Source organism: Streptomyces subrutilus (assembly GCF_001746425.1).
In the GTDB taxonomy this organism is placed as follows: Bacteria; Actinomycetota; Actinomycetes; order Streptomycetales; family Streptomycetaceae; genus Streptomyces; species Streptomyces subrutilus_A.
Window position 1 is genome coordinate 5,979,003 of sequence record NZ_MEHK01000001.1, and the last position, 25,204, is coordinate 6,004,206.

Sequence of the window (25,204 nt, forward strand, 5' to 3'; positions counted from 1 at the left end):
TCACCAGGCCAGGTCCTCCAGGGCGTCCAGGTCCAGCGGCGCCGGGGCCGGCGGCTCCGCGCGCGCGGTCAGCGGCAGTTCCGCCCAGATGACCTTGCCCCGGTCGGTGTACCGCACGCCCCACCGGTCGGCGTACTGCGCGACGAGGAACAGCCCCCGCCCGCCCTCGTCGGTGGTGGCCGCGTAGCGCAGGTGCGGGGAGGTGCTGCTGCCGTCGGAGACCTCGCAGATCAGGGTGCGGTCGCGCAGCAGGCGGACCCGCACGGGCGCGGACCCGTAGCGGATGGCGTTGGTGACCAGCTCGCTGAGGATCAGCTCGGTGGTGAAGGAGACGTCCTCCAGGCCCCAGGCGGCGAGCTGCGCCGCCCCGGCGTTGCGCACGCGGGAGACGGCCGCCGCCTCGCCGGGCACCTCCCACTCGGCGATGCGGTCGGCGTCCAGGCGGCGGGTGTCGGCGATCAGCAGGGCGATGTCGTCGCCCGGCACCGGGGAGAGCAGGGCGGCCAGCACGTCCGCGCAGGCCTGTTCGGGGCTGCGGCCCGGCCGGGACAGCGTGTCCCGCAGCAGCCCCAGACCGGTGTCGAAGTCGCGCCGGCGGTCCTCCACCAGGCCGTCGGTGAACAGCACCAGCCGGCTCCCCTCGGGCAGCCGGAACCCGGTCGCCTCGAACGGCATGCCGCCGACGCCCAGCGGCAGCCCGGCGGGCAGCTCGGGGAACTCCACGTCCCCGTCGGGGCGGATCAGCGCGGGCCCGGGGTGCCCGGCGCTGGCCATCACGCACCGCCCCGACACCGGGTCGTAGACCGCGTACAGGCAGGTGGCCCCGGTGATCGCGGCGGGCTCGTCCCCGGTCTTCCCGACGGCGTCCTCCCCCTCGGCCCCGTCGCCGCCGGTGTCGCTCTGGTCGATCCTGCTGATCAGCTCGTCCAGGTGCCCGAGCAGTTCGTCGGGCGGCAGGTCCAGGGTGGAGAAGTTGTGCACGGCGGTGCGCAGCCGGCCCATCGTGGCCGCGGCGTGCACCCCGTGGCCCACGACGTCGCCGACGACCAGCGCCACCCGTGCACCGGGCAGCGGGATCACGTCGAACCAGTCCCCGCCGACGCCCGCCTTCGCCGGCAGGTAGCGGAAGGCGACGTCCACGGCGGTCAGGTCCGGCAGCACCCGGGGGAGCAGGCTGCGCTGGAGGGCCACGGCCGTCGCGTGCTCGCGGGTGAAGCGGCGGGCGTTGTCGATCGAGACGGCCGCGCGCGCGGCGAGCTCCATCGCGAAGGAACGGTCCTCCTCGTCGAAGGCCTCCGGGGTGTCCGCCGCCCGCCAGAAGTTGGCCATGCCGAGGACCGCGCCCCGCGCCTGGAGCGGGACGCTGATCAGGGAGTGCAGCCCGTAGTCCAGGGCCTCCCGGGTCCCTTGCGAATCCTGGGCCCGCCAGCCCATGGCGGCGTTCAGGTCCGGCGCGAGCACCGCCTCGCCGGCGTTCAGGGCGGCGGCCATCGGAGCCGTCGGGACGATGAACCGGATGATGTCGCCGACCGGCTGGAGCGGCTGGTCGGTGCGGACACCGCTCATGGCCGCCCTCCGCATCTCGGTGTACGCCCCGGCGGCCGACGAGGGCTCGTCACCGCGCAGCACCGGTTCCAGCAGCTCCACGGTGACGAAGTCGGCGAAGCGGGGGACGGCGACCTCCGACAGCTCCTCCGCGGTGCGCACCACGTCCAGGGTGGTGCCGATCCGCACGCCGGCGTCGTAGAGCAGCTGGAGCCGTTCGCGGGCCACCTCGGCCCGGCCGGAGAGCGCGGCGAGCTCGGTGGAGTCGCGCAGGGTCATGACGGTGCCGGAGGGCTGGCCGCCGTACGGCTTCGCGGGCCGGACGTTGACCGCCAGCAGCCGGTCGCCCGCCAGGTGCACCTCGTCCGTCGCGATCCGGCCCGAGACGAGCAGTTCGGTGGTGCCCGCGTCCAGTCCGAGAGCGGCGACGTGCCGGCCCTCGGCGTCGGGCGCCAGGCCCAGGAGGCGGCGGGCCTCGTCGTTGGCGAGGACCAGCCGGTGGTCGGTGCCGATGATGAGGACGCCCTCGCGGACGGCGTGCAGCACGGCCTCGTGGTGCTCGTTCATCCGGGCCATCTCGTCCGCGCGCAGCCCGTGGGTCTGGCGCCGCAGCCGGCGGCTCACCAGGAAGGCGCCGCCCGTGCCCAGCAGCAGGGCGCCGGCCGCGGCGCCGACCAGCAGCGGGAGCTGCCCCTCGACCATGTCCGACACGTTCGCCACTTCGATGCCGGTGCCGACCAGGCCCACCACGTCGCCCCGGGCGTCGCGTACGGGTACGACGGCGCGGACCGCGTCGCTGGGTTCGCCGGTGAAGGTCTCGGTGAAGGACTCCCCGGCCACGGCGCGGGAAAGGTCGCCCGTGGCGCGCCGGCCGATCAGCTCGGGCCGCGAGTCGGTGTACCGGACCCCGTCGGTGCTCATCACGGCGATGAAGTCGACGCCGGAGGCCCGGCGGGCGGCGTCGGCCAGCGGCTGGAGCACGGCGGTGGGGTCCGGCGCCCGCAGCGCCGCCGGTAGGCCGGGGGCGTGCGCGAAGGACTCGGCGGCGGCCAGCGAGCGGTTGCGGGCGTCGCGCTGGCTGTCGTACCGGGACTGCAGGACGAGGGCCGCCGCGGCCGCGGCGATCAGCAGCAGGACGATCACCGCCTGGAGGGCGAAGACCTGACCGGCGACGCTGCGGACCCCCAGCGACAGGCGCGCCCACAGGCGCGGGCCCCATCCGGTCGGCTGGCGACGAAAGCGTCCGGTCATGAGCCCTTTCTAACACTGTCCCGGGGGTTTGGGGGCGGCCGCGCGGCCACGGCCGCCGCAGCGCCGCCGGCCCGGGCCGGCGGCGCTGCGGCGAAGGCCCGGCCCCCGCTCGGGGGACCGGGCCTCAGCGGCCGGTACGGCTCAGAGGACGTCGGCGGCGATGGCGGCCGCCACGTGCTCCAGCAGGGGGCCGGCGTTCGGGATGGACTTCGCCGGGTCGGGCTCCAGGTCCGTCAGCGGGTACGCCTTGCGGATCCCGGCGGCCTCCAGGGCCTCCTGGGTCAGCAGCAGCCGCCCGCACACCGCCACGACCGGCTTGCCGGCGGCCCGGGCCGCGGCCGCGACACCCGCCGGGGCCTTGCCGTGCAGGGTCTGCTCGTCCAGCGAGCCCTCACCGGTGATGACCAGCGTGGCCCGCTCCAGCGCCGGGGCGAAGCCCAGCACCTCCAGCATCAGCTCGATGCCGGGCCGGAACGTGGCGCCGAGCAGCAGCGCCCCGTAGCCGATGCCGCCCGCCCCGCCCGCGCCGGGCAGTACCGCGCACTCGGCGGCCTTCGCGCCGATGGACTTCTCGAGGATCCGGGCGAAGTGCGCGAGGGCCGCGTCGAGGGTCGCCACGTCCTCGGGCGTCGCGCCCTTCTGCGGGCCGTAGACCGCCGCGCAGCCCTTCGGGCCGGTCAGCGGGTTGTCCACGTCGCTGGCCAGGACGAAGTCGACCTCGGCGAAGCGCGGGTCGATCCCCGACAGGTCGGCTGAGGCCAGCGAGGCCAGCGCACCGCCGCCCGGACCGACCGGTTCGCCGTTCGCGTCCAGGAACACCGCGCCCAGCGCCGCCAGCATGCCGGCTCCGCCGTCGGTGGTGGCGCTGCCGCCCACGCCGAAGACGATGGAGCGCGCGCCCGCGTCCAGCGCGGCCTTCAGCAGCTCGCCCGAGCCGTAGGTGGTGGCCGTCAGCGGGGCGAAGGTGCCCGCCGGCAGCAGCTGCAGCCCGGAGGCCTCCGCCATCTCGACCACCGCGGTACCCTCGCGCAGCGCGAAGGCGGCCGTGACCTGGTCGCCGAGGGGCCCGGTGACCCGTACCTCCCGGCGCTCGAAACCGGCCGCCACCGCGGCCGCGACCGTGCCGTCGCCGCCGTCCGCGACGGGGAGGGTCTCGATGTCCAGGCCCGGTACGGCCTTGCGGAGGCCCGCCGTCACCCGCTCCGCGACCTGAACGGCCGTGAGCGAGCCCTTGAATTTGTCCGCGGCGATGAGCACGCGCGCGGCCTCAGTTACTGCTCCGTCCGTCACCTTGCTATTCCCTTGCTATCGAACAGTGCAGTCGCGCCGCCCTGAGCTTATCCGGAGGATCCTCCTATGCCCATGAGTGGCCTGGGCCACACCCGGCGCGGCCTACGCCCTGAAGAGGGATATATGCCTGCATAGTGTCGCCGCATGGGCGCGGATTCACCGGAACAGCCACATCCGGATATCCCGGGCGACCGGCCCGGCGGTCCGGGGGACGGCGCCCTCACCGAGCAGGGCCCCGCCCGCCACCCGCGCCTGCGGCGGGTCGCCGAGTTCAGGGGCCGCGACCGCGAGGACGGGCGGACTCCCCGTAGGGGATGTCTGGGTAGGGTGGCGAAGTGACCACCACCGATGACTACGCCACCTACATCGCGAGCCTGCCCCGGGTGTTGGCCGGCGCTGCCGCCCTCTACCGGGACGCCGAGGGCCGGGTTCTGCTCGTCGAGCCCAACTACCGCGAGGGCTGGGCACTGCCGGGCGGCACCGTCGAGTCGGACCAGGGCGAGTCGCCGCGCACCGCCGCCCGCCGCGAGAGCGCCGAGGAGATCGGCATCGACGTGCCGCTCGGCCGGCTGCTCGCCGTGGACTGGAGCCTCGGCACGGACCGCCCGCCTCTGGTCGCGTACCTCTACGACGGCGGGGTGCTCGACGCCGGGCAGCTCGCGTCGATCACGCTGCAGGACGAGGAGCTGATCTCCTGGCGGCTGGTCGAGCCGGCCGAACTCGCCGAGTACCTCCCCGGATCGCTCGGCCGGCGCGTCCAAGAGGCCTACCGCGTACTGGAGTCGGGCGAGGGCGCCGCGGAACTGGAGAACGGCCGCCGGCCCCTCACCCCGTAGGGGTGTCCCGTAACACCGGACTTACTCCGAGCAGGACAGAATCAGCTGATGATCACGATGTACGCCTGGCCCAGCACCGCCGACGGGCCCGACGCCCTCCCCATGGTCCACTTCACCACCGACCAGCAGTCCGCCGGCGAGGTGACTCCGGAGGGGATGCCCGTCTGGCTCTTCGACACCGCGATCCGCGACGGGGGCTGGGCCCGGTTCACCGACTTCGACGGCTGGTCCGCGCCCGCCGCCCAGTGGCAGGCCCTCTACCGCCGCGAGGACGACCTGCTCGCGGTCAGCGGCCCCGGCTCCTGCGAAGGCTGGTACCAGGGCAATCTCGGCGCGGACGCCGACTGGGTGGCCGCGGCCGCCGCCCAGCAGAGCGTGGTCCTGCTCGCCGCCCCGGTCCAGCACCCCTCGCTGTACGGCTACGCGGTCGAGGCGGGCGCGGCCTTCGCCCTGCTGGTCCCGCTGCTCGTGGTCTGACCTCCTAGAGCCGCCGCGACGCGGCCTCGAAGCCGAGGAGGCGGACCTTGCGTTCCAGGCCGCCGCCGTAGCCGGTCATGCCGCCCGAGGCGCCGATCACGCGGTGGCACGGCACGATGATGCCGATCGGGTTCTTCCCGTTGGCCAGGCCCACGGCGCGCGAGGCGTTCGGCTTGCCGAGCTCGGCCGCGAGCTTCCCGTACGACCAGGTCTCGCCGTAGGGGATCCGTACCAGTTGGTCCCACACGCTGCGCTGGAAGTCGGTGCCCTCCAGCCGCAGCGGCAGGTCGAAGGCGGTGAGCGATCCGGCGAAGTACGCGGTCAACTGCCCCACCACTTCGGGGAACGGCTCCTCGTCGGCGCCGACCCGCTCCCCGAAGGACTCCTCGGCCGGGCGGTGGCGCTGCCCGGTCATGTACAGGCCGCTGAGGACCCCGTCCGTGGCGACGAGGGTGAGCGGGCCGTAGGGGCTCTCGACGACGGTGTGCTGCTTGCCGGTGCTGTTCACGGTGTGCTCCTCAGGCGGGCAGGTGGTTGATGGCGTGGTCGTCGGTGGCCCACAAGTACTGGACGGCGTACGCGCGCCAGGGCCGCCAGCCGGCCGCCCGGGCGGTCAGCGCCGCGGGGGTGGACGGCAGCCCGAGCCCCCGCGCCGCCCGCCGGACCCCCAGGTCGGACGGCAGGAACGCGTCCGGGTCGCCGAGCGCCCGCATCGCGATGATCTCGGTGGTCGACGGGCCGAACCCGGGCAGCGCGGACAGCTGCGCGCGCGCCGCCTCCCAGTCGCTGTCGATGCCGAGCGGCAGCGAGCCGTCGGCGAGCGCCGCCACCAGCGTGGTGAAGGTGGTGCGCCGGGAGCGCGGCATGGCCAGCGACTCCGGGTCCAGCGCGGCGAGGGCCTGCGGGGACGGGAACAGGCGGGTCAGCCCGCCGAGCGGGTCCTCCACGGGCTCACCGTGCGCGGTCACCAGCCGGGCCGCGTGCGTGCGCGCCGCCGCGGTGGACACCTGCTGGCCGAGGACCGCCCGTACGGCGAACTCCGCCGCGTCGACCGTACGGGGAACCCGGCGCCCGGGGGACTTGTCCACGAGCGGGGCCAGCAGCGGGTCGGAGCGCAACTGCTCGTCCACCGCCTCGGGATCGGCGTCGAGGTCGAGCATCCAGCGGCAGCGGCTGATGGCGATGGTCAGGTCGCGCAGGTCGGTCAGGGCCAGGCGGCAGCCGATGTGGTCGGGCTGCGGGGTCAGGGCGACGACCCCGGTGCCGTAGGGCAGGCGCAGGGTGCGGCGGTAGGCGCCGTCGCGCCACTCCTCCACGCCGGGCACCGCGGTCGCGGCCAGGTGCCCGAAGAGGTTGTCGGGGGTGAGGGGGGTGCGGAAGGGCAGCCGGAGGCTGATCGTCCCGGGGATCCGGGGCCGGCGGGGGTCGGCCTTGCCGGAGCGCTGCCGCAGCTCGCTGGGGGAGAGTGCGAAGACCTCGCGGACGGTGTCGTTGAAGGTGCGGATGGAGGAGAAGCCGGCGGCGAACGCGACGTCCCCCATCGGGAGCTCGGAGGTCTCGATGAGCAGCCGGGCGGTCTGGGCGCGCTGCGCCCGGGCGAGGGCCAGGGGGCCGGCGCCGAGCTCGGCGGTGAGCTGCCGCTCCACCTGCCGGGTGGAGTAGCCGAGCCGGGTGGCGAGCCCCGGCACCCCCTCGCGGTCCACCACCCCGTCCTGGATGAGGCGCATGGCACGGGCGACGGCGTCGGCGCGCGCGTTCCACTCGGGGGAGCCGGGGCTGGTGTCCGGCCGGCAGCGCTTGCAGGCCCGGAAACCGGCCTGCTGGCAGGCCGCCGCGCTGGGCAGGAAGGTCATGTTCTCGACCTTCGGGGGCACGGCGGGGCAGCTGGGCCGGCAGTAGATCCGGGTGGTCAGGACGGCGGTGAAGAACCAGCCGTCGAATCTGGCGTCCTTCGACTGCACGGCCCTTACGCAGCGCTCGGTGTCGGTGTGCATGACTCCAGGATCAGGGTCCGGCCGCCGCGAGGCTGGCGACTTTCCGACACCAAGCCTACGCCGCCTGCGCCGGGCCGGATCGGACGAGCCCCCCGGGGCTCCGCCCCGCACCCCGCGCTGCAATCGCCGGCGGGCTGGACGTGGCCCGGCCGGTCTCGTGTCTGCGGCCGGGTGGCCGGCTTCGGCCCGGGCGGTCAGGAGCCCGTGGGGGCCGCGAGGCGGTGGGCGTCTCGGGCCAGGGTGAGGGCCACCAGGTCGTGCGGGCGGGACAGGGAGCGGGAGGTCAGGTGCTCGAGCCTGCGCAGGCGGTTGAACACCGTGTTGCGGTGGCAGTACAGCCGGGTCGCCGCCCGCCCGGCGGAGCCCTCCGCCGCGAGCCACGCGTCGAGCGTCTCCAGCAGCACCGCCCGGTCCGCCGGGTCCAGCTCCAGGAGGGGTCCCAGGACCGCCTGGACCAGCTCACCCGCCAGCTCCGGCTGCCCCACCACCAGCGCCGCCGGCAGCCGCTGCGACAGCCGCACCAGCGACCGCTCCTCCGCACCGCAGGTGGCCAGCGCCGTCTCCGCGAGCCTCCGCGCCCGGCTCAGCTCCGCCAGCCCGTCCACCACCGGGCTGATCCCGCCGGGCCCGTGGCAGCGGTCGGCCAGCTCCGCCGCCAGCTCCTCCGGCGAGCACGACCCCAGGGCCACCACCGCCAGCTCCTGCTCCGCCCGCATCCGCCAGAACAGCCGCATCCCGCCCACCGCCGCCACCCGGTGCACCGAGTCCCGCCGGTCCACCGGGAGCACGACCACCGCGTACCGCCCCTGCTCCGGCAGGTCCAGGCCCGCCGCCGCCCGCGCCGCCAGGCCCGGCGCCGCGTCCCCCTGGAGCAGCGCGTCCAGCAGCGCCTGCACCCGTTCGTCGCTGCGCCGGCGCATCTCCCGCTCACCCGCCCGGTAGGCCTCCGCCGTCGTCGCGGCCTGCTGCTCGATCCCGGCCCACATCGCCCCGGCCGTCCGCGCCAGCACCGGCAGGGCGTCCGGGTCCTCCTCGGTCACGATGTCCAGCAGCGCGTCCCAGGTCAGCCGGCCCGCGCGGCGGTACGCGTACAGCAGCAGGTCCAACGGCAGCCCCTGTTCGGCCCGGCGCCGCCCCAACTCCTCCGCGTACACCAGGTCCTTGCGCGCGTCCGAGCGGCGCGCGGCGAAGGCCTCGATGCCGTACCGCATGGCCTCGCTGATCTGCTGCCAGTGCTCGTCCCGCGGCACGACCAGGTCGTACAGCGGCGAGTGCTGCGCCAGATCGCCGATCAGCTGCTCGGTCAGCTCGGGGACGCGCCCGAGCAGCACGTCGACCGCCGTCAGCAGCACCGACCACTCCGCTTCCGTACGCGCCCTGCGTCCGCCCATGGCCGCAGAGGATGTCACCCGCGGCCCGCCGGCGTAAGGGGCCGCGCACCCAGATCTGTGCCACTGCACAACCGGACCCCACCCACGGCTGGTCATCGGCAGCGATTCCGCTTCGGGCCGTGGACGCCCGGCCCCGCCCGGTGCTGGTCTGTGCGCCAGCACAACGCCCGAACAGGGCCTGGCAGTGGGAGGGGAAGTAGTGGCCTCGCTCCAAGTGCGCGAGCTGTCCGTCGGCTACGGGCCGGTCCGGGCGCTGCGCGCCGTGTCGCTCGACGTACCCGAAGGCGCCGTGGTCGTCGTCCTCGGCGGGAACGGCGCGGGAAAGACGACCCTGCTGCGGGCGGTGTCCCGCACGCTCGCCTTTCACCGCGGCGCCGTCACCGGGGGCGGCGTGACCTTCGACGGCACGCCGCTGGACGGACTCGCGCCCGCCCGGGCGGTGGCCGCGGGGGTGGTGCAAGTCCCGGAAGGGCGGCAGGTGTTCGCCCGGATGAGCGTCGCGGACAACCTGCGGGCCGGCGCCCTCGGGGCACGGGCCGGCTCCCGGGCCGACACCGCCCGCTCGCTGGCCCGCGTCCACGAACTCTTCCCGGTCCTCGCCAAACGCGCCCGGCAGCGGGCCGGCCTGCTCTCCGGCGGAGAGCAGCAGATGCTGGCCCTCGGCCGCGCCCTGATGGCCCGCCCCCGGCTGCTGCTCCTGGACGAGCCCTCCCTGGGCCTCGCCCCGAAGATGGCCGCGACGATCGCCGCGACCATCACCGAGATCAACGCCTCCGGCACCTCGGTGCTGCTGGTGGAGCAGAACGCGGCCCTCGCGCTGCGGCTGGCCTCCCACGCGTACGTCCTGGAGGTCGGCGAGGTCACCCTGTCCGGCCCGGCCGCCGACCTGGCCGCCTCGGACGAGGTACGCCGCCGCTACCTCGGCATCACCGCCGAGGACGCCCCGCCCGCGCATGCGGCCCCCACCCTGCGCAGGTGGTCCGCATGACGGGAACGCCCCCGCTCACCGTCACCGACGTCACCGTGCGATTCGCCGGCCTCACGGCCCTCGACGGCGTCTCCTTCACCGTCGAGCCCGGCAGCCTGCACGCCGTCATCGGCCCCAACGGCGCGGGCAAGTCCACCTGCTTCAACGTGCTCTCCGGGGTCTACCGGGCCGCGGCGGGCAGCGTCCGCTTCGGCGCCGCCGAGCTGACCGGCCTGGCCCCGCACGCCGTCGCCGCGCTCGGCATCGCCCGCACCTTCCAGAACCTGGCCCTGCCCCCGCACACCACGGTCGCCGACAGCCTGCTGCTCGGCCGCCACCGGCTGATGCGGTCCGGGTTCCTCGCGGCCGGGCTCCGGCTGCCGGCCGCCGTCCGCGAGGACCGCCGGCACCGCGAACGGGTCCGCGAGATCGCCGCCTTCGTCGGCCTGGAGGCCGACCTGGCCGCGCCCGCGGGCTCCCTCCCGTACGGGAAACAGAAACTCGTCGAGCTGGCCCGGGCCCTGTGCATGGAGCCCCGGCTGCTCCTCCTCGACGAACCCGTCGCCGGGATGACGGCCGACGAACGGCAGCGCACCGCCGCCGTCATCGCCGGCGTCCGCGACGGCCTCGGCATATCGATCGTGCTGGTCGAACACGACATGGGGGTGGTGATGCGGCTCGCGGACGCGGTGACCGTACTCGACTTCGGCAGACGGATCGGCGGCGGGACCCCCGCCCAGGTGCAGAGCGACCCGGCGGTCGTGCGCGCCTACCTCGGCGAGGAGGACCCGGCCGCGTGACCACCTTCCTGGAACTGCTGCTCGGCGGCCTGTCCATGGGCTCCGTGTACGCCCTGATCGCACTCGGCTTCGTGGTGATCTTCAAGGCCACCGAAGTCGTCAACTTCGCCCACGCCTCGCTCCTCCTCGCGGGCGGCTGGGTCACCGCCGTCCTGCACGAGGACATCGGCTTCTGGCCCGCCCTGGCCGTCGGAGTCGGCGCCGCCGCCGCCGTCGGCGCCGGCGTCGAGTTCCTGGTCATGCGCCGCTACCGCGGACAGGACCAGAGCGTCCTCGCCATCGTCACCATCGGCGTGGACATCCTGATCACCACCGACCTCACCCGCCGCATCGGTACGGACGTCCTCGCCCTCGGCGACCCGTGGGGCGACGCCGTGGTCCACCTCGGCCCGGTCACCCTCCCGCAGACCCGGATCGCGGCCTTCGTCTCCGCCGCCGTCCTGATCGGCGCGTTCCTGCTGCTCTTCCGGTACACGGCCTGGGGGGTGGCCATGCGCGCCGCCGCCGAGAAGCCGGAGACCGCCGCGCTGATGGGCGTCCGGCTCGGCCGGGTCTCCCTGGCGGCGTGGGCGGTCGCCGGGGCCCTGGCCGCCGTGGCCGCGCTCTTCCTCACCGTCTTCCCCACCCCCGGCCTGGAACGGGCCACCTCGCTGGCCGCCCTCAAGGCCTTCCCGGCGGCCATCCTAGGCGGCCTGGACTCCACCACCGGAGCCCTCGCGGGGGGCCTGATCGTCGGCGTCACCGAGGCCATGGCCACCGGCTACCAGGGCCAGCTCGCCTTCCTCGGCCGCGGCATCGGCGACCTCGCCCCCTACCTGGTCATGGTCGTGGTGCTGCTGCTGCGCCCGGCGGGCCTCTTCGGCACGAAGGAGCCCGCCCGTGTCTGACACCCCGCGCCCGATCCCGCGGCGCCCCGCCCCGGCCCGCCCGGCCCTGCGGCGGCCGGCCCCGGTGCGCCTGGTTCTGTGGACCGCCGGCGCCGTCGTGCTCCTCGCGCTGCCCTTCTACCTGGAGCGGTTCTGGCTCCAGGCCGGGCTGTTCGCCATCGCCGCGGGCATCGGGGCCATCGGCCTCAACCTGCTCACCGGCGCCACCGGCCAGCTGTCCATGGGGCACGCCTTCTTCCTCGCCGTCGGCGCGTACGGCTACTGCGCGCTGGCCGGCGACGGCGGACGCTCCGGCGGCCACGAACTCGTCGGCCTCGGCCTGCCCAGCTGGCTCGCGGCCGTGCTCGCCGTCGCCCTCGCCGGAGCCGCCGGCGGGCTCTTCAGCCCGATCGCCGGCCGGCTGCGCGGGGCCTACCTCGGCATCGCCACCCTCGCCCTGATCTTCATCGGCCAGCACGTCCTGTTCAACGCCACCCCCCTCACCGGCGGCTTCAACGGCCGCGCCGTCGAACCCCTCTCCCTGCTCGGGATCACCTTCGACGACACCCGGACGGTGATCGCCACCGTCCCCTTCCAGTCCGCCGAGAAGCTCTGGTATCTCGCCCTCGCCGCGCTCCTGGCCTGCGCCCTCTTCGCCCGCGGCATCCTGCGGGGGCGTCCGGGCCGCGCCATGAACGCCATCCGCGACCACTCCATCGCCGCGGGTGTCATGGGCGTGCCGGTGGCCCGCTACCGCGCCGCCGTCTTCGTCCTGTCCTCCATGTACGCGGGCCTCGCGGGGGTGCTCCTCGCCCTGGTCTTCCAGCGCACCGTGCCCGACTACTTCGGCATGGTCCTGTCCCTCGAATACCTCGCCATGATCGTGATCGGCGGGCTCGGCACGGTGTCGGGCGCCGTCATCGGCGCCGCCTTCGTCTCCCTGCTGCCCCAGCTGCTCACCCGATACAGCGACGCCCTGCCCCTCGTCGCCGCCCCGGGCGCCGGCGGGGTCTCCCCGGGCGAGGCGTCGCGCTACCTGTACGGCGCGGCCGTCGTCGCCGTCGTCCTGTTCCTCCCGGGCGGCCTCGCCCGGATCCGACCTCCGAAGGAGTCAGCGTGATCAGACCCGGTACGGACAAGCGAGCGCGACTCGGTACGGCGGCCCTCGCGGCCGCGCTCCTCCTGGCCGGCGCCGCCGGATGCAGCGGCAAGGCCGGCACCGGCACCGAGGACAAGCAGGCCGAGGGCGGGGTCAAGACCGGCAAGGGGGTCACCGCCACCGCCATCCGGCTCGGCGCCCTCACCGACATGACCGGCGTCTACGCCTCCCTCGGCAAGAGCGTCACCCAGGCCCAGCAGCTCTGGGTCAAGCAGGCCAACGCCGCGGGCGGGATCTGCGGCCGGCAGCTGGAGCTGACGGTCCGCGACCACGGCTACGACCCGCAGAAGGCCCTCGCGGGCTACACCGAGCTGGAGCCCGAGGTGCTCGGCTTCGCCCAGTTCATCGGCTCCCCGTTCGTCGCCGCCGTCGAGGACCGCATCGACGGCCAGGACAAGGGCCTGGTCATCCCGCAGGCCTGGTCCGCCTCGCTGCTGGGCAGCCCGGCCATCCGCACGGTGGGCGCCACGTACGACATCGAGACGGTCAACGCCATCGGCTACCTCCTCGACCAGAAGCGCATCGCCTCCGGGGACAAGATCGGGCACGTGTACTTCGAGGGGGACTACGGCGAGAACGCCCTGGCCGGGGCCAAGCACGCGGCCAAGGAGGCCGGGCTCACCGTCGTGGAGCAGAAGATCAAGCCCACCGACAACGACATGTCCGCGCAGGTGGCAGCGCTCAAGCAGGCGGGGGTCAAGGCCGTGGTGATCAGCGCCGGGCCCCGGCAGGCGGCCTCGCTGGTCGGGGTCGCCGCTGCGGGCGGCTGGAACGTGCCCGTGGTCGGCAACAACTCGGCCTTCTCCCCCCAGCTGCTCGCCACCCCGGCGGGCGCGGCCCTGCAGAAGGACTACTACGTCGCGGCGTCCAGCCTCCCCATCGGCTCCCCGGAGGCGGGTCCGGCGGCCCTGGCCTCGGCCTACAAGGCGGCCTATCCGGACGCGGGGCTCGACAACGGGGTGGTGGCCGGCTACACGGCCGCCGCGGTCTACGGCGAGGCCCTGAAGAAGGCCTGCGCGGACAAGGACCTCACCCGGGAGGGCGTCGGCAAGGCCCTGCTGACCCTGAAGTCCTACGACAGCGGCTTCGGCATCACCCACGACTTCTCGGACCCGAAGGCCCCCTCCACCCGGCACAGCGTGATCATGAAACCGGACGGCCAGACCCCGGGCGGCCTGAAGGTGATCAAGGAAGCCGCGGTGGCCCCCGCGGCCCAGTCCTACACCCCGGCCGGCTGACCCGCCGCACACGACGAGAGGGCCCCGGACGCCACTGGCGTCCGGGGCCCTCTCACACGTCGAGCTCAGCGCAGCGTCGTGGCGCGGGCCTCGCGACGGTTGTGCCGGAAGGTGTTCGCCCGCCGGGTCGTCGCGAACAGCGGAATCGTCGCCGCCATCGCGATCTGCAGCGCGCAGCCGGTCTGGAGCAGCAGCTGTCCGCCCGGGGCGTCGAACGCCCAGGCCGCCAGCAGCCCCATCGCACCGATGATCCAGCAGAGCATCGCCACCGCGAGGACACCCCGCGGCTTGGGGTACTCGACCCGGCTCACCATCAGCCAGGCCACCCCGATGATCGCGAGCAGCGTCGGGACGAACGGCAGCTCCAGCAGCACGATCGACACGACCGTGAGCGCGCCGAAGGGGCTCGGCATGCCCTGGAACATGCCGTCCTTCATCGTCACGCAGCTGAATCTCGCGAGTCTGAGCACCACGGCCAGCAGCACCACGATCGCGGCCAGCGCCGACATCTTCTGCACCGCGTCGTCGGCGACCATGCCGTAGACGAGCACGAAGTACGCGGGAGCCAGGCCGAAGCTGATCAGGTCGGACAGGTTGTCCAGCTCGGCGCCCATCGGCGAGCTGCGCAGCTTGCGGGCCACGATGCCGTCGAAGAGGTCGAAGACCGCGGCGAGCAGCATCAGTATCACTGCCGTCGCGGCGCTGTTGCGGGCCATGCCCGACTCGCCACTGCCGGTGAGGTGCGGGATGAGGATTCCGGTGGTGGTGAAGTACACCGCCATGAATCCGCACGTCGCATTGCCGAGAGTGAGGGTGTCCGCTATCGACAGCCGCAGCGAGAGCGGCATGTCGTCCTCGGCGGACTCCTCCTCGGCGGGCTCGGGCACCCAGCCGGATGCCGGAGTCTCAGGGTCAGTCACGGTCAATTCGTGTCACCCCCGCGGTGGTGGCCTGACCGACCTCGACCGCGACCTCGACGCCCTCGGGGAGGTAGATGTCGACGCGGGAGCCGAAGCGGATCAGACCGATGCGCTCGCCCTGCTCGACCTTGGTACCGGCCGGCAGGTACGGAACGATGCGCCGGGCGACTGCGCCGGCGATCTGCACCATCTCGATGTCGCCGAGCTCGGTGTCGAAGTGCCAGACAACGCGCTCGTTGTTCTCGCTCTCCTTGTTGAACGCCGGGACGAACCCGCCGGGGATGTGCTCCACGGACGTCACCGTGCCCGCGAGGGGCGCGCGGTTGACGTGGACGTTCAGCGGGCTCATGAAGATCGCGACGCGGGTGCGTCCGTCCTTCCACGGCATGATGCTCTGCACCACACCGTCGGCGGGCGAGATGACACGGCCTTGGGCGATCTCGCGCTCGGGGTCGCGGAAGAACCACAGCATGCCCGCCGCGAGCGCGGTGGTGGGCACGGCCGCCGCGGCCCAGCGCCCGGACTTGCGAGCCCGGGTCAGGCTGAGCGCCGCGGTGGCGAGGGTCGGCAGAAGCCACGGCGATGCTCCGCGCGCGAGGCGTACGCCACGGAGGCTGTCGCGAGGTGCAGAGGTTTGGCTGTGGGGCATGGATGACCTTCGTAGCGGGTGATTGCCGCGCCGCAAACGGGGGGACGGGACGGCGGCTTTACTGGAATGCTATCGGTTGCGCGCAACAACTGGGCAAGCCAGAAGCCGAGTCGATGTCCGTCAGCCAGTGACTGCTAGTGACTCTTTCGCGGCGAATCGGTGGATGATCCGCCGCAAAAGGGACTTTCAGCCCTGGAGTCGGTACTCCTCGAGCAGGCGTCGCCCGATGATCATTTTCTGGATCTCGGCGGTACCTTCACCGATGAGCAGCATCGGAGCCTCCCGGTAGAGGCGCTCGATCTCGTACTCCTTGGAGAACCCGTAGCCGCCATGGATACGGAAGGCGTCCTCCACCACCTCCTTGCAGTACTCGGAGGCGAGGTACTTCGCCATCCCCGCTTCGAGGTCGTTTCGTTCCCCGGAGTCCTTTTTGCGTGCTGCGTTAACCATCATCGCATGGGCGGCTTCGACCTTGGTAGCCATCTCGGCCAGCTTGAACTGGATGGCCTGGTGTTCCGCGATCGGCTTGCCGAAAGTGTGACGTTGCTGGGCATACGAGACACCCAGTTCGAAAGCACGCTGAGCGACACCGCAGCCACGCGCCGCCACGTTGACGCGGCCGACCTCGACGCCGTCCATCATTTGGTAAAACCCTCGGCCCGTCTGGCCTCCGAGGACCCGATTGGCCGGAATGCGCAGTCCGTCCATGATGAGCTCGGTCGTGTCGACGCCCTTGTAGCCCATCTTGTCGATCTTGCCGGGGATGGTCAGGCCCGGACGGACCTCACCGAAGCCCGGCTCCTTCTCGACAAGGAAGGTCGTCATCGACTTGTGGGGCGCCGTGCCCTCGGGGTGTCCTTCGTCACTTCGCACCAGAACGGCCACCAGTGTGGAGCTGCCGCCGTTCGTCAGCCACATCTTCTGGCCGTTCAGGACGTACTCGTCGCCGTCCTGCACCGCCTTGGACGTGATGGCCGACACGTCGGAGCCCAGTGCCGGCTCGGACATCGAGAACGCGCCGCGCACCTCGCCCAGCGCCATGCGCGGGAGGAAGTGGTCCTTCTGCTCCTGCGTGCCGTGCTGCTTGAGCATGTACGCCACGATGAAGTGCGTGTTGATGATGCCCGAGACGGACATCCAGCCCCGCGCTATCTCCTCGACGCACAGCGCGTAGGTGAGCAGCGACTCACCCAGGCCGCCGTACTCCTCCGGGATCATCAGGCCGAAGAGGCCGAGCTCCTTGAGGCCGTCGACGATGGCCTGCGGGTACTCGTCACGGTGCTCGAGCTCGGTCGCGACCGGGATGATCTCCTTGTCGACGAACTCCCGGACGGTCTTGAGGATCTCCCGCTGGACATCGGTCAGCCCGGCGGTCTGGGCGAGTCGGGCCATGGCTACTTCCCCTGTTCCTTCAGCTGCGGGCGGCCGGGCTGCTCGCCGCCGCGCTCCTTGATGTACGTCTCGGTCGGGACCATCACCTTGCGCCGGAAGACGCAGACGAGGGTGCCGTCCTGCTTGTAGCCCTTGGTCTCGACGTAGACGATGCCGCGGTCGCTCTTCGACTTCGACGGGGTCTTGTCGAGGACCGTGGTCTCGCCGTAGATCGTGTCGCCGTGGAAGGTCGGCGCCACGTGCCGCAGGGACTCGATCTCCAGGTTGGCGATGGCCTTCCCGGAGACGTCCGGCACGGACATGCCGAGCAGCAGCGAGTAGATGTAGTTGCCCACGACCACGTTCTTGCCGAAGTCGGTCGTGTTCTCGGCGTAGTTGCTGTCCATGTGGAGCGGGTGGTGGTTCATGGTCAGCAGACAGAAGAGGTGGTCGTCGTACTCCGTGACCGTCTTCCCGGGCCAGTGCTTGTAGACCGCCCCGACCTCGAACTCTTCGTACGTGCGTCCGAACTGCATGGTCCTAGGCCTCCGGGATCTCGAACTTGCTGGTGCGCTGCATGCCCGCCGCGCGCCCCTTGCCCGCGATGACCAGGGCCATCTTGCGGCTGGCCTCGTCGATCATCTCGTCGCCGAGCATCGCGGAGCCCTTCTTGCCGCCGGCCTCCGAGGTGCACCAGTCGTAGGCGTCGAGGATCAGCTCGGCGTGGTCGTAGTCCTCCTGCGAGGGGGAGAAGACCTCGTTGGCCGCGTCGACCTGGCCCGGATGCAGCACCCACTTGCCGTCGAAGCCCAGCGCCGCCGCCCGGCCGGCCACCTCGCGGTAGGCGTCCACGTCGCGGATCTGGAGGAAGGGGCCGTCGATCGCCTGGAGGTTGTGCGTCCGGGCGGCCATCAGGATGCGCATCAGGATGTAGTGGTAGGCGTCCGCGCCGTAGCCGGGCGGCTGCATGCCCACGACCAGCGACTTCATGTTGATCGAGGCCATGAAGTCGGCCGGGCCGAAGATGATGGTCTCCAGCCGGGGGGAGGCGGCGGCGATCTCGTCGACGTTCACCAGGCCCTTGGCGTTCTCGATCTGCGCCTCGATGCCGATCTTGCCGACCTCGAAGCCCATGGTCTTCTCGATCTGCGTCAGCAGCAGGTCGAGGGCCACCACCTGCTGGGCGTCCTGGACCTTCGGCAGCATGATGCAGTCGAGGTTCTGACCGGCGCCCTCGACCACCGTGATGACGTCGCGGTACGTCCAGTGCGTCGTCCAGTCGTTCACGCGCACGACCCGGGTCTTGCCCGTCCAGTCACCGTTGTTCAGCGCGTCCACGATGGTGTGGCGGGCGCCTTCCTTGGCGAGCGGCGCGCAGGCGTCCTCCAGGTCCAGGAAGACCTGGTCGGCCGGCAGGCCCTGGGCCTTCTCCAGGAAGCGCGGGTTCGAACCCGGCACCGCGAGGCAGGAGCGACGCGGGCGGAGACGGTTCACCGGGTGGACTGGCGTGGTCATGCGGGGACCTCCGTGCTGGCAAGGATTTCTAGCGGGGCGAGTTTGTTGGCTTTGCGGATCTCGTCGACGATACGTCCGATGATCTCCGTGATGCCGAAGTCCTTCGGCGTGAACACGGCGGCCACGCCGGCGGCCTTGAGCGTCACGGCATCCGCGTTCGGAATGATGCCTCCGACGATGACGGGAATGTCGCCCGCCCCCGCCGTGCGCAGCCGCTCCAGGACGTCCGGGACCAGTGCGCTGTGGGATCCGGACAGGATGGACAGTCCCACGCAGTGCACGTCCTCGGCCAGCGCCGCGGAGGAGATCTCCTCGGGCGTCAGCCGGATGCCCTGGTAGACCACCTCGAAGCCGGCGTCGCGGGCCCGGACGGCGATCTGCTCGGCGCCGTTGGAGTGCCCGTCCAGGCCGGGCTTGCCGACCAGCAGGCGCAGCCGCCCGGTGCCGAGCTCCTCGGCCGTACGGGCCACTTTCGCGCGGACCTCGTGCATCGGCGTGCCGGGCTCCGCGGTGACCGCCACCGGGGCCGAGGAGACCCCGGTCGGCGCGCGGAACTCGCCGAACACCTCCCGCAGGGCGCTCGCCCACTCGCCGGTGGTGACACCCGCCCTCGCGCACTCCAGGGTGGCGTCCATCAGGTTCTCGGTGCCCGCCGCGGCCTCCTTGAGGCGCTCCAGGGCCTGCCGGGTGGTGGGGAAGACGAACGGGTCGCCGTCGCCCTGCCGCTCCGAGGACTCCTCGCGCTCGGCGCGCCAGCGCACGATCCGCTCGACGGTCAGCGCCTCCACGGCCCCGTCCACCGTCATGATGGCGCCGTCCAGGTCGGCGGTGAGCGGGTTCTCCTCCGTCTGCTGGAAGCAGTTGACACCGACGATCTTGTCCTCGCCCGCCTCGATCCGCGCCCGCCGCTCGGCGTGCGAGGAGACCAGCTGGGACTTCAGGTACCCCGACTCGACGGCGGCCATCGCGCCGCCCATCTCCTGGATCCGCTCGATCTCGGCCAGGCACTCGGCCACCAGGGACTCGACCTTGGCCTCGATGACGTGCGAGCCCGCGAAGATGTCCTCGTACTCCAGCAGGTCGCTCTCGTGCGCCAGGACCTGCTGGATGCGCAGCGACCACTGCTGGTCCCAGGGCCGGGGCAGGCCCAGCGCCTCGTTCCAGGCGGGCAGCTGCACCGCGCGGGCGCGGGCGTCCTTGGAGAGGGTGACGGCCAGCATCTCCAGGACGATGCGCTGGACGTTGTTCTCCGGCTGCGCCTCCGTCAGGCCCAGGGAGTTGACCTGGACCCCGTAGCGGAAGCGGCGCTGCTTCTCGTTCTCGATGCCGTAGCGCTCACGGGTGACCTGGTCCCAGATGCGGCCGAAGGCGCGCATCTTGCACATCTCCTCGATGAAGCGCACGCCCGCGTTCACGAAGAAGGAGATACGGGCGACCACCTCCCCGAAGCGCTCCTCGGGCACCTGGCCCGAGTCGCGCACCGAGTCCAGCACCGCGATCGCGGTGGACATCGCGTACGAGATCTCCTGGACCGGGGTGGCTCCCGCCTCCTGCAGGTGGTAGCTGCAGATGTTGATCGGGTTCCACTTCGGGATGTGGTTGACCGTGTACGCGATCATGTCCGTCGTCAGGCGGAGCGAGGGTCCCGGCGGGAAGACGTGCGTCCCGCGCGAGAGGTACTCCTTGACGATGTCGTTCTGGGTGGTGCCCTGGAGCTTGGAGACGTCGGCCCCCTGCTCCTCGGCGGCCACCTGGTAGAGCGCCAGCAGCCACATGGCGGTGGCGTTGATCGTCATCGAGGTGTTCATCTGCTCCAGGGGTATGTCCTGGAACAGCCGCCGCATGTCGCCCAGGTGGGAGACCGGGACCCCGACCCGGCCCACCTCGCCGCGGGCGAGGACGTGGTCGGGGTCGTAGCCGGTCTGCGTCGGCAGGTCGAAGGCGACCGACAGGCCGGTCTGGCCCTTGGCGAGGTTGCGGCGGTACAGCTCGTTGGACGCCTCGGCCGTGGAGTGGCCGGCGTACGTCCGCATGAGCCACGGGCGGTCCTTCTGGCGCTCTGTCATCTCAGGCGTTCCCTCTGGCCCTTAGATGTTGCGGAAGCGGTTGATGGCGTCGAGGTGCGTGGCGCGGAGCTCGTGGTCGCGGACGCCCAGGCCCTCCTCGGGGGCCAGGGCGAGGACGCCGACCTTGCCCTGGTGCAGGTTGCGGTGGACGTCGTACGCCGCCTGGCCGGTCTCCTCCAGCGAGTAGACCTTCGAGAGGGTGGGGTGGATCTTGCCCTTCGAGATCAGGCGGTTGGCCTCCCACGCCTCGCGGTAGTTCGCGAAGTGCGAGCCGATGATCCGCTTGAGCGACATCCACAGGTAGCGGTTGTCGTACTCGTGCATGTAGCCGGACGTCGAGGCGCAGGTGACGATCGTGCCGCCCTTGCGGGTGACGTAGACGCTCGCGCCGAAGGTCTCGCGGCCGGGGTGCTCGAAGACGATGTCCACGTCCTCGCCGCCGGTCAGCTCGCGGATGCGCTTGCCGAAGCGCTTCCACTCCTTCGGGTCCTGGGTGTCCTCGTCCTTCCAGAACTTGTAGCCCTCGGCGCTGCGGTCGATGATCGCGGTCGCGCCCATCGCCGGCAGATCTCCGCCTTCTGCGGCTGGACACCACGCACACCGGGTTGGCGCCGCCGGCCAGGCAGCTGCGTGGCGTAGGAGCCGAGGCCGCCGCTGGCGCCCCAGATCAGGACGTTGTCGCCCTGCTTCATGCCGGCGCCGTTGCGGGAGACCAGCTGGCGGTAGGCGGTGGAGTTGACCAGGCCCGGGGAGGCGGCCTCCTCCCACGTCAGGTGGGCGGGCTTGGGCATCAGCTGGTTGGACTTGACCAGGGCGATCTCGGCGAGGCCGCCGAAGTTGGTCTCGAAGCCCCAGATGCGCTGCTCGGGGTCGAGCATCGTGTCGTTGTGGCCGTCCGAGGACTCCAGCTCGACCGAGAGGCAGTGCGCGACGACCTCGTCGCCGGGGTTCCAGGCGTTGACGCCCGGGCCGGTGCGCAGCACGACGCCCGCGAGGTCGGAACCGATGACGTGGTACGGGAGGTCGTGGCGCTTGGTGAGCTCCGACAGGCGCCCGTAGCGCTCGAGGAAGCTGAAGGTGGACACCGGCTCGAAGATCGAGGTCCACACGGAGTTGTAGTTGACCGAGGAGGCCATGACGGCCACCAGGGCCTCGCCCGGACCGAGTTCCGGAACCGGGACCTCGTCCAGGTGCAGGGACTTGCGCGGGTCCTTCTCGCGGGTGGTGAGCCCGGCGAACATCTCCACCTCGTCCTTGTGCACGGTGATCGCGCGGTACGAGTCGGGGAGCGGCAGGGCTGCGAAGTCTGCGGCAGTGGCGGACTGCGACTGAATCGCGTCCAGGATGTCCTTCACGGGAGAGCCTCCGGCTAGCGCTGATGAGGGTGCGCTGGGGTAAACGGGTGCGGGGAGCGGGTGCGGGTGTGCCGTCGGTCCGGCTGGTGCGTTGGTGCGGGCGACGCCTGTGGTGGGGCGTGCGGTGCCTGGTGACGCAGGCATCCGGGGCGCGTTCCGTGCCGAGTGGGCGTGGGCCGCGGGGACATCCGGACAAGATTTAACGTATGGCACCCCGTGTCACCCGGCAAGGCACCGCGTGCCAAAAGTTTCTCTCAATTGCCGATTGACCTGCACGGATGAGCGATGATCGATCAGAGTTACCGGCGAGTAGGGGCAAGCCGGACATACGCAGAGGGCCGCCCCCGGATCGGGGGCGGCCCTGTGTGACGAGGATCGCGCGTGCTGCGGCGCTTCGGCTACGCGGTGCGCAGCGCCTCTTCGATGGTCCGCATGACCTCGTCCAGCGGGGCGTCGGTCCGGGCCACCGCCACCAGCACCTCGCCCTGCGTACGGACGGCCGCCGGCGCGGCCGGCGCCGTACCGGTCAGGGTGCGGCCGGCGCCGATCCCCGAGCCGAAGGTCTTGCGCACGATCGAGAAGGCGTGGTCCAGCTGTGCCTCCACGTCCCCCTGGCCGCCCGCCCGCAGCCAGCGCCGCAGCACGTGGTTGTGGGCGGTCACCACCGCGGAGGCGGCCACCTCGGCCAGCAGCGGGTCGTCGTTGCCGTCGTGGTGGTCCTGCTCGTCGAAGTGGGCGAGCAGGTAGCGGGTGAACAGCCGCTCGTAGCGGGCCACCGAGGCGATCTCCCGCTCCCGCAGCGCCGGCACCTCGCGGGTCAGCCGGTAGCGCTCCACCGACACCGCGGGCGAGGCGGCGTACATCTTCATGACTTCCTTGATCCCGCGGCAGACCGTGTCGAGCGGGTGCTCGTGGGCCGGGGCCACGTCGAGGACGGCCTCGGCGCGGGTCAGGGTGTCGTCGTGGTCCGGGAAGATCGCCTCTTCCTTGGACCGGAAGTGCCGGAAGAAGGTCCGCCGCGCCACCCCGGCGGTCGCCGCGATCTCGTCGACCGTCGTCGCCTCGTACCCCTTGGTCGCGAACAGCTCCATGGCGGCCGCGGCGAGCTCACGGCGCATCTTGAGCCGCTGGGCCGCCGCTTTGGTGCCGGCGGTGCTCTCCTGGGCGTCGGAGGCCGCGGCGGCGCGGGACGAGGTCTTGGCGGGCTGGGACATAGAGCGAACGTACTTCATCCGCGCGCCGGAGCGCGTCCGAGGGGGGTGGGACGGGGGTGGATGCGGGGGAGGGCCGGCACTGGGCACACAGTGCTCGTCGGGAGGGTTCGCCCACCGTGAGGGTCCGGCGGGCCCGAGGAGCCCTCCCCACGCATCCGGCTCGTGGCCCGGCCGGGGGTTACCGGCGGGCGTACTCACGGAATCCGCGGCCGGTCTTCCGGCCCAGGCAGCCCGCGGCCACCAGGTGCTCGAGCAGCGGGGACGGGGCCAGACCCGGGTCGCGGAACTCCTTGTGGAGGACCTTCTCGATGGCGAGCGAGACGTCGAGGCCGACCACGTCCAGGAGCTCGAAGGGCCCCATCGGGTACCCGCCGCCCAGCTTCATCGCCGCGTCGATCTGGTCGAGGCTCGCGTAGTGCTGCTCGACCATCTTGATCGCGTTGTTGAGGTACGGGAACAGCAGGGCGTTCACGATGAAGCCGGCCCGGTCCCCGCAGTCCACCGGGTGCTTGCGCACCTTGACGCAGATCTCGCGGACCGTGGCGTGCACGTCGTCGGCCGTCAGGACCGTACGGACCACCTCGACCAGCTTCATCGCCGGGGCCGGGTTGAAGAAGTGCATGCCGATCACGTCCTGCGGGCGCGAGGTCACGCGGGCCACCGCGATCACCGGCAGCGAGGAGGTGGTCGTCGCCAGCACGGCGCCCGGCTTGCAGACCTTGTCCAGGGCCGCGAACAGCTCCTGCTTGACGGCGAGGTCCTCGGCCACGGCCTCCACGGCCAGGTCCACGTCGGCGAAGGCGTCCAGCGAACCGGCCGGGGTGATCCGGCCCAGGGTCTGCGCGGCGGCCTCCTCGGTCAGCCGGCCCTTGGACACCGCACGGCCCAAGGACTTGCCTATCGCGGCCTTCGCGGCCTCCGCCTTCTCCTGGCTGCGGGCGGCCAGCACCACGTCGAACCCGGACTGCGCGAAGACCTGCGCGATCCCGCTCGCCATGGTGCCCGAGCCGGCCACGCCGACCGAGCCGACCGGACGGCCGGCGCCGAGCCCGGACTCCTGCGGCGGGGTCTGCTGGTCGCGGACCACCGCGGAGCTGCCCGGACCCTCGTACGTGTAGAAGCCGCGCCCGGCCTTCTGCCCGGTCAGCCCGGCCTCCGCGAGGTGGCCCAGGATTGGGGCGGGGGCGTGCAGCCGGTCACCGGAGGAGGCGTACATGGCCTCCAGGACGGTGCGCGCGGTGTCCACGCCGATCAGGTCGAGCAGCGCCAGCGGGCCCATGGGCAGACCGCAGCCGAGCCGCATCGCCGCGTCGATGTCCTCACGGGAGGCGTACTTCGCCTCGTACATCGCGGCGGCCTGGTTGAGGTAGCCGAAGAGCAGCCCGTCGGCGACGAAGCCGGGGCGGTCGCCGACCGCGACCGGCTCCTTGCCGAGCTCGCGGGCCAGCCCGGTGACCGCTTCGACGGCCGGCGGGGCGGTCAGCACGCTGGAGACGACCTCGACCAGCTTCATCGCCGGGGCCGGGTTGAAGAAGTGCAGGCCCAGCACCCGCTCGGGGTGCTGCGACTCGGCGGCGAGCCGGGTCACCGACAGGGCGTTGGTGCCGGTGGCGAGGATCGTGTCGGGCCGGACGACCGCGTCGAGCTCGCGGAACACCTGCTGCTTGAGCTCGTACGACTCCGGCACGACCTCGATGACGAGATCGGCCTCGGCGGCGGCGCCCAGGTCGGTGAAGGTGCGGAAGCGGGCGAGCACGTCCGCCCGCTCCTGCTCGGTCAGGCGCTCCCGGGTGACGGAGCGCGCGGTGGCCGCCGACAGCGCGGCCGCGGCCCGGCGGGCGGCGGTCTCGCTGACGTCGATGCCGATGACCTCACGGCCGGCCCGGGCGAGGACCTCGGCGATGCCGGTGCCCATCGTGCCGAGTCCGACGACGGCGATGGTCTGGAGGGCGGGGTGACTGGACTGACGGTCCATCGAGGGACTCCAGTGGAAGAGGGTGACGACTGAGGGGGCGCGCGCCGCACAGCGCGCGCGGATGCCGTGTCCCTGCGCGCGACGGGCCGCGGGAGGAGGGCGTGAAATGCCGTGTGGCGGAGCCCGAGGGCAGGTCCCGGCAGGAGCGGGAGCCCGGAGGGCGAAAGCGGCGGCGCCCTGTCCCGGGGCCACGCCGTGATGTCGTGCAGAACCGACCGGCACGAGGCGGCTGCGTCACCAGGCCGCCCTCGTACGTGTTGAAACGACAGTAACCCGCCGGTAACTGGTGCGCCAGAGCGCGGAGATGTGACCTGTACCGCCCAAA

Annotated in this window: 20 protein-coding genes and 1 pseudogene; 7 read left to right on the forward strand and 14 right to left on the reverse strand. The window is 72.4% G+C overall.

Annotated features, from left to right (window positions below):
* The gene (locus BGK67_RS27645) at nt 1-2,796 is read right to left on the reverse strand and encodes a SpoIIE family protein phosphatase (RefSeq protein WP_069922618.1); all 2,796 of its coding nucleotides are present in this window, start codon (nt 2,794-2,796) and stop codon (nt 1-3) included.
* 141 nt (nt 2,797-2,937) lie between these two features.
* Complete coding sequence (locus BGK67_RS27650) at nt 2,938-4,086, reverse strand: glycerate kinase (protein WP_069922619.1); 1,149 nt, start codon at nt 4,084-4,086, stop codon at nt 2,938-2,940.
* A gap of 335 nt (nt 4,087-4,421) precedes the next feature.
* On the opposite strand from BGK67_RS27650, the gene BGK67_RS27655 reads away from it, so the two are divergent.
* On the forward strand, nt 4,422-4,922 hold the full coding sequence (locus BGK67_RS27655) for an NUDIX domain-containing protein (RefSeq protein WP_069922620.1): 501 nt from the start codon (nt 4,422-4,424) through the stop codon (nt 4,920-4,922).
* Between the two features lie 48 nt (nt 4,923-4,970).
* Complete coding sequence (locus tag BGK67_RS27660) at nt 4,971-5,399, forward strand: hypothetical protein (RefSeq protein WP_069922621.1); 429 nt, start codon at nt 4,971-4,973, stop codon at nt 5,397-5,399.
* Nucleotides 5,400-5,403: 4 nt separating this feature from the next.
* Here BGK67_RS27660 and BGK67_RS27665 read toward each other — a convergent pair whose 3' ends face one another.
* The 3 genes from BGK67_RS27665 to BGK67_RS27675 all read right to left on the reverse strand — a co-directional run bounded on the left by BGK67_RS27665 (nt 5,404) and on the right by BGK67_RS27675 (nt 8,784).
* Nucleotides 5,404-5,907 (reverse strand): methylated-DNA--[protein]-cysteine S-methyltransferase, encoded by a 504-nt coding sequence (locus tag BGK67_RS27665; RefSeq protein ID WP_069922622.1) that lies wholly within the window; start codon nt 5,905-5,907, stop codon nt 5,404-5,406.
* Between the two features lie 10 nt (nt 5,908-5,917).
* Nucleotides 5,918-7,393, reverse strand: coding sequence for an AlkA N-terminal domain-containing protein (locus tag BGK67_RS27670; protein WP_069922623.1), 1,476 nt, complete (start codon nt 7,391-7,393; stop codon nt 5,918-5,920).
* Nucleotides 7,394-7,587: 194 nt separating this feature from the next.
* Nucleotides 7,588-8,784, reverse strand: coding sequence for a PucR family transcriptional regulator (locus BGK67_RS27675; RefSeq protein WP_069922624.1), 1,197 nt, complete (start codon nt 8,782-8,784; stop codon nt 7,588-7,590).
* A 199-nt stretch (nt 8,785-8,983) separates the two neighbouring features.
* Between BGK67_RS27675 and BGK67_RS27680 the strand changes: the two genes are divergently transcribed.
* The 5 genes from BGK67_RS27680 to BGK67_RS27700 are packed head-to-tail and all read left to right on the forward strand — an operon-like array spanning nt 8,984 to nt 13,814.
* A complete protein-coding gene (locus tag BGK67_RS27680) occupies nt 8,984-9,772 on the forward strand; it encodes an ABC transporter ATP-binding protein (RefSeq protein WP_069922625.1) in 789 nt (262 codons plus the stop codon).
* Nucleotides 9,769-10,551 carry an ABC transporter ATP-binding protein gene (locus BGK67_RS27685; RefSeq protein WP_069922626.1) on the forward strand — a complete coding sequence of 261 codons (783 nt, stop codon included), beginning with the start codon at nt 9,769-9,771 and terminating at the stop codon, nt 10,549-10,551. Before BGK67_RS27680 ends, BGK67_RS27685 begins: the two co-directional genes overlap by 4 nt.
* Entirely contained in the window at nt 10,548-11,438 is an 891-nt protein-coding gene (locus BGK67_RS27690) for a branched-chain amino acid ABC transporter permease (protein WP_069922627.1), read from the forward strand. Before BGK67_RS27685 ends, BGK67_RS27690 begins: the two co-directional genes overlap by 4 nt.
* Entirely contained in the window at nt 11,431-12,537 is a 1,107-nt protein-coding gene (locus BGK67_RS27695) for a branched-chain amino acid ABC transporter permease (RefSeq protein WP_079154411.1), read from the forward strand. Before BGK67_RS27690 ends, BGK67_RS27695 begins: the two co-directional genes overlap by 8 nt.
* Nucleotides 12,534-13,814 (forward strand): ABC transporter substrate-binding protein, encoded by a 1,281-nt coding sequence (locus BGK67_RS27700; RefSeq protein ID WP_432215486.1) that lies wholly within the window; start codon nt 12,534-12,536, stop codon nt 13,812-13,814. The genes BGK67_RS27695 and BGK67_RS27700 overlap by 4 nt, the downstream gene beginning before the upstream one ends.
* A 65-nt stretch (nt 13,815-13,879) precedes the next feature.
* On the opposite strand, the gene pssA is transcribed toward BGK67_RS27700, so the two are convergent.
* The 9 genes and pseudogenes from pssA to BGK67_RS27745 form a co-directional block, all read right to left on the reverse strand.
* A complete protein-coding gene (gene pssA / locus BGK67_RS27705; protein ID WP_208948757.1) occupies nt 13,880-14,740 on the reverse strand; it encodes a CDP-diacylglycerol--serine O-phosphatidyltransferase in 861 nt (286 codons plus the stop codon).
* On the reverse strand, nt 14,727-15,383 hold the full coding sequence (locus BGK67_RS27710) for a phosphatidylserine decarboxylase (protein WP_069922629.1): 657 nt from the start codon (nt 15,381-15,383) through the stop codon (nt 14,727-14,729). Before BGK67_RS27710 ends, pssA begins: the two co-directional genes overlap by 14 nt.
* Before the next feature lie 186 nt (nt 15,384-15,569).
* Nucleotides 15,570-16,775 (reverse strand): acyl-CoA dehydrogenase family protein, encoded by a 1,206-nt coding sequence (locus tag BGK67_RS27715; protein WP_069922630.1) that lies wholly within the window; start codon nt 16,773-16,775, stop codon nt 15,570-15,572.
* A gap of 2 nt (nt 16,776-16,777) precedes the next feature.
* Nucleotides 16,778-17,290 carry a MaoC family dehydratase gene (locus tag BGK67_RS27720; RefSeq protein WP_008737905.1) on the reverse strand — a complete coding sequence of 171 codons (513 nt, stop codon included), beginning with the start codon at nt 17,288-17,290 and terminating at the stop codon, nt 16,778-16,780.
* A gap of 4 nt (nt 17,291-17,294) precedes the next feature.
* A complete protein-coding gene (locus BGK67_RS27725; protein ID WP_069922631.1) occupies nt 17,295-18,269 on the reverse strand; it encodes an HpcH/HpaI aldolase/citrate lyase family protein in 975 nt (324 codons plus the stop codon).
* Nucleotides 18,266-20,335, reverse strand: coding sequence for a protein meaA (locus tag BGK67_RS27730; protein WP_069922632.1), 2,070 nt, complete (start codon nt 20,333-20,335; stop codon nt 18,266-18,268). Before BGK67_RS27730 ends, BGK67_RS27725 begins: the two co-directional genes overlap by 4 nt.
* A gap of 21 nt (nt 20,336-20,356) precedes the next feature.
* A pseudogene (ccrA, locus tag BGK67_RS27735) lies at nt 20,357-21,886 on the reverse strand (crotonyl-CoA carboxylase/reductase).
* A 202-nt stretch (nt 21,887-22,088) separates the two neighbouring features.
* A complete protein-coding gene (locus tag BGK67_RS27740; protein WP_208948758.1) occupies nt 22,089-22,904 on the reverse strand; it encodes a TetR family transcriptional regulator in 816 nt (271 codons plus the stop codon).
* A 178-nt stretch (nt 22,905-23,082) separates the two neighbouring features.
* Entirely contained in the window at nt 23,083-24,879 is a 1,797-nt protein-coding gene (locus BGK67_RS27745) for a 3-hydroxyacyl-CoA dehydrogenase family protein (RefSeq protein ID WP_069922634.1), read from the reverse strand.
* Nucleotides 24,880-25,204: the final 325 nt, after the last annotated feature.

Coding starts and splice junctions, on each gene's coding strand:
- BGK67_RS27645 (WP_069922618.1), bottom strand. CDS start 2,796: ATGACCGGACGCTTTCGTCGCCAGCCGACCGGATGGGGCCCGCGCCTG.
- BGK67_RS27660 (WP_069922621.1), top strand. CDS start 4,971: ATGATCACGATGTACGCCTGGCCCAGCACCGCCGACGGGCCCGACGCC.
- BGK67_RS27670 (WP_069922623.1), bottom strand. CDS start 7,393: ATGCACACCGACACCGAGCGCTGCGTAAGGGCCGTGCAGTCGAAGGAC.
- BGK67_RS27675 (WP_069922624.1), bottom strand. CDS start 8,784: ATGGGCGGACGCAGGGCGCGTACGGAAGCGGAGTGGTCGGTGCTGCTG.
- BGK67_RS27685 (WP_069922626.1), top strand. CDS start 9,769: ATGACGGGAACGCCCCCGCTCACCGTCACCGACGTCACCGTGCGATTC.
- BGK67_RS27710 (WP_069922629.1), bottom strand. CDS start 15,383: ATGCCCCACAGCCAAACCTCTGCACCTCGCGACAGCCTCCGTGGCGTA.
- BGK67_RS27715 (WP_069922630.1), bottom strand. CDS start 16,775: ATGGCCCGACTCGCCCAGACCGCCGGGCTGACCGATGTCCAGCGGGAG.
- BGK67_RS27720 (WP_008737905.1), bottom strand. CDS start 17,290: ATGCAGTTCGGACGCACGTACGAAGAGTTCGAGGTCGGGGCGGTCTAC.
- BGK67_RS27725 (WP_069922631.1), bottom strand. CDS start 18,269: ATGACCACGCCAGTCCACCCGGTGAACCGTCTCCGCCCGCGTCGCTCC.
- BGK67_RS27730 (WP_069922632.1), bottom strand. CDS start 20,335: ATGACAGAGCGCCAGAAGGACCGCCCGTGGCTCATGCGGACGTACGCC.
- BGK67_RS27740 (WP_208948758.1), bottom strand. CDS start 22,904: ATGTCCCAGCCCGCCAAGACCTCGTCCCGCGCCGCCGCGGCCTCCGAC.
- BGK67_RS27745 (WP_069922634.1), bottom strand. CDS start 24,879: ATGGACCGTCAGTCCAGTCACCCCGCCCTCCAGACCATCGCCGTCGTC.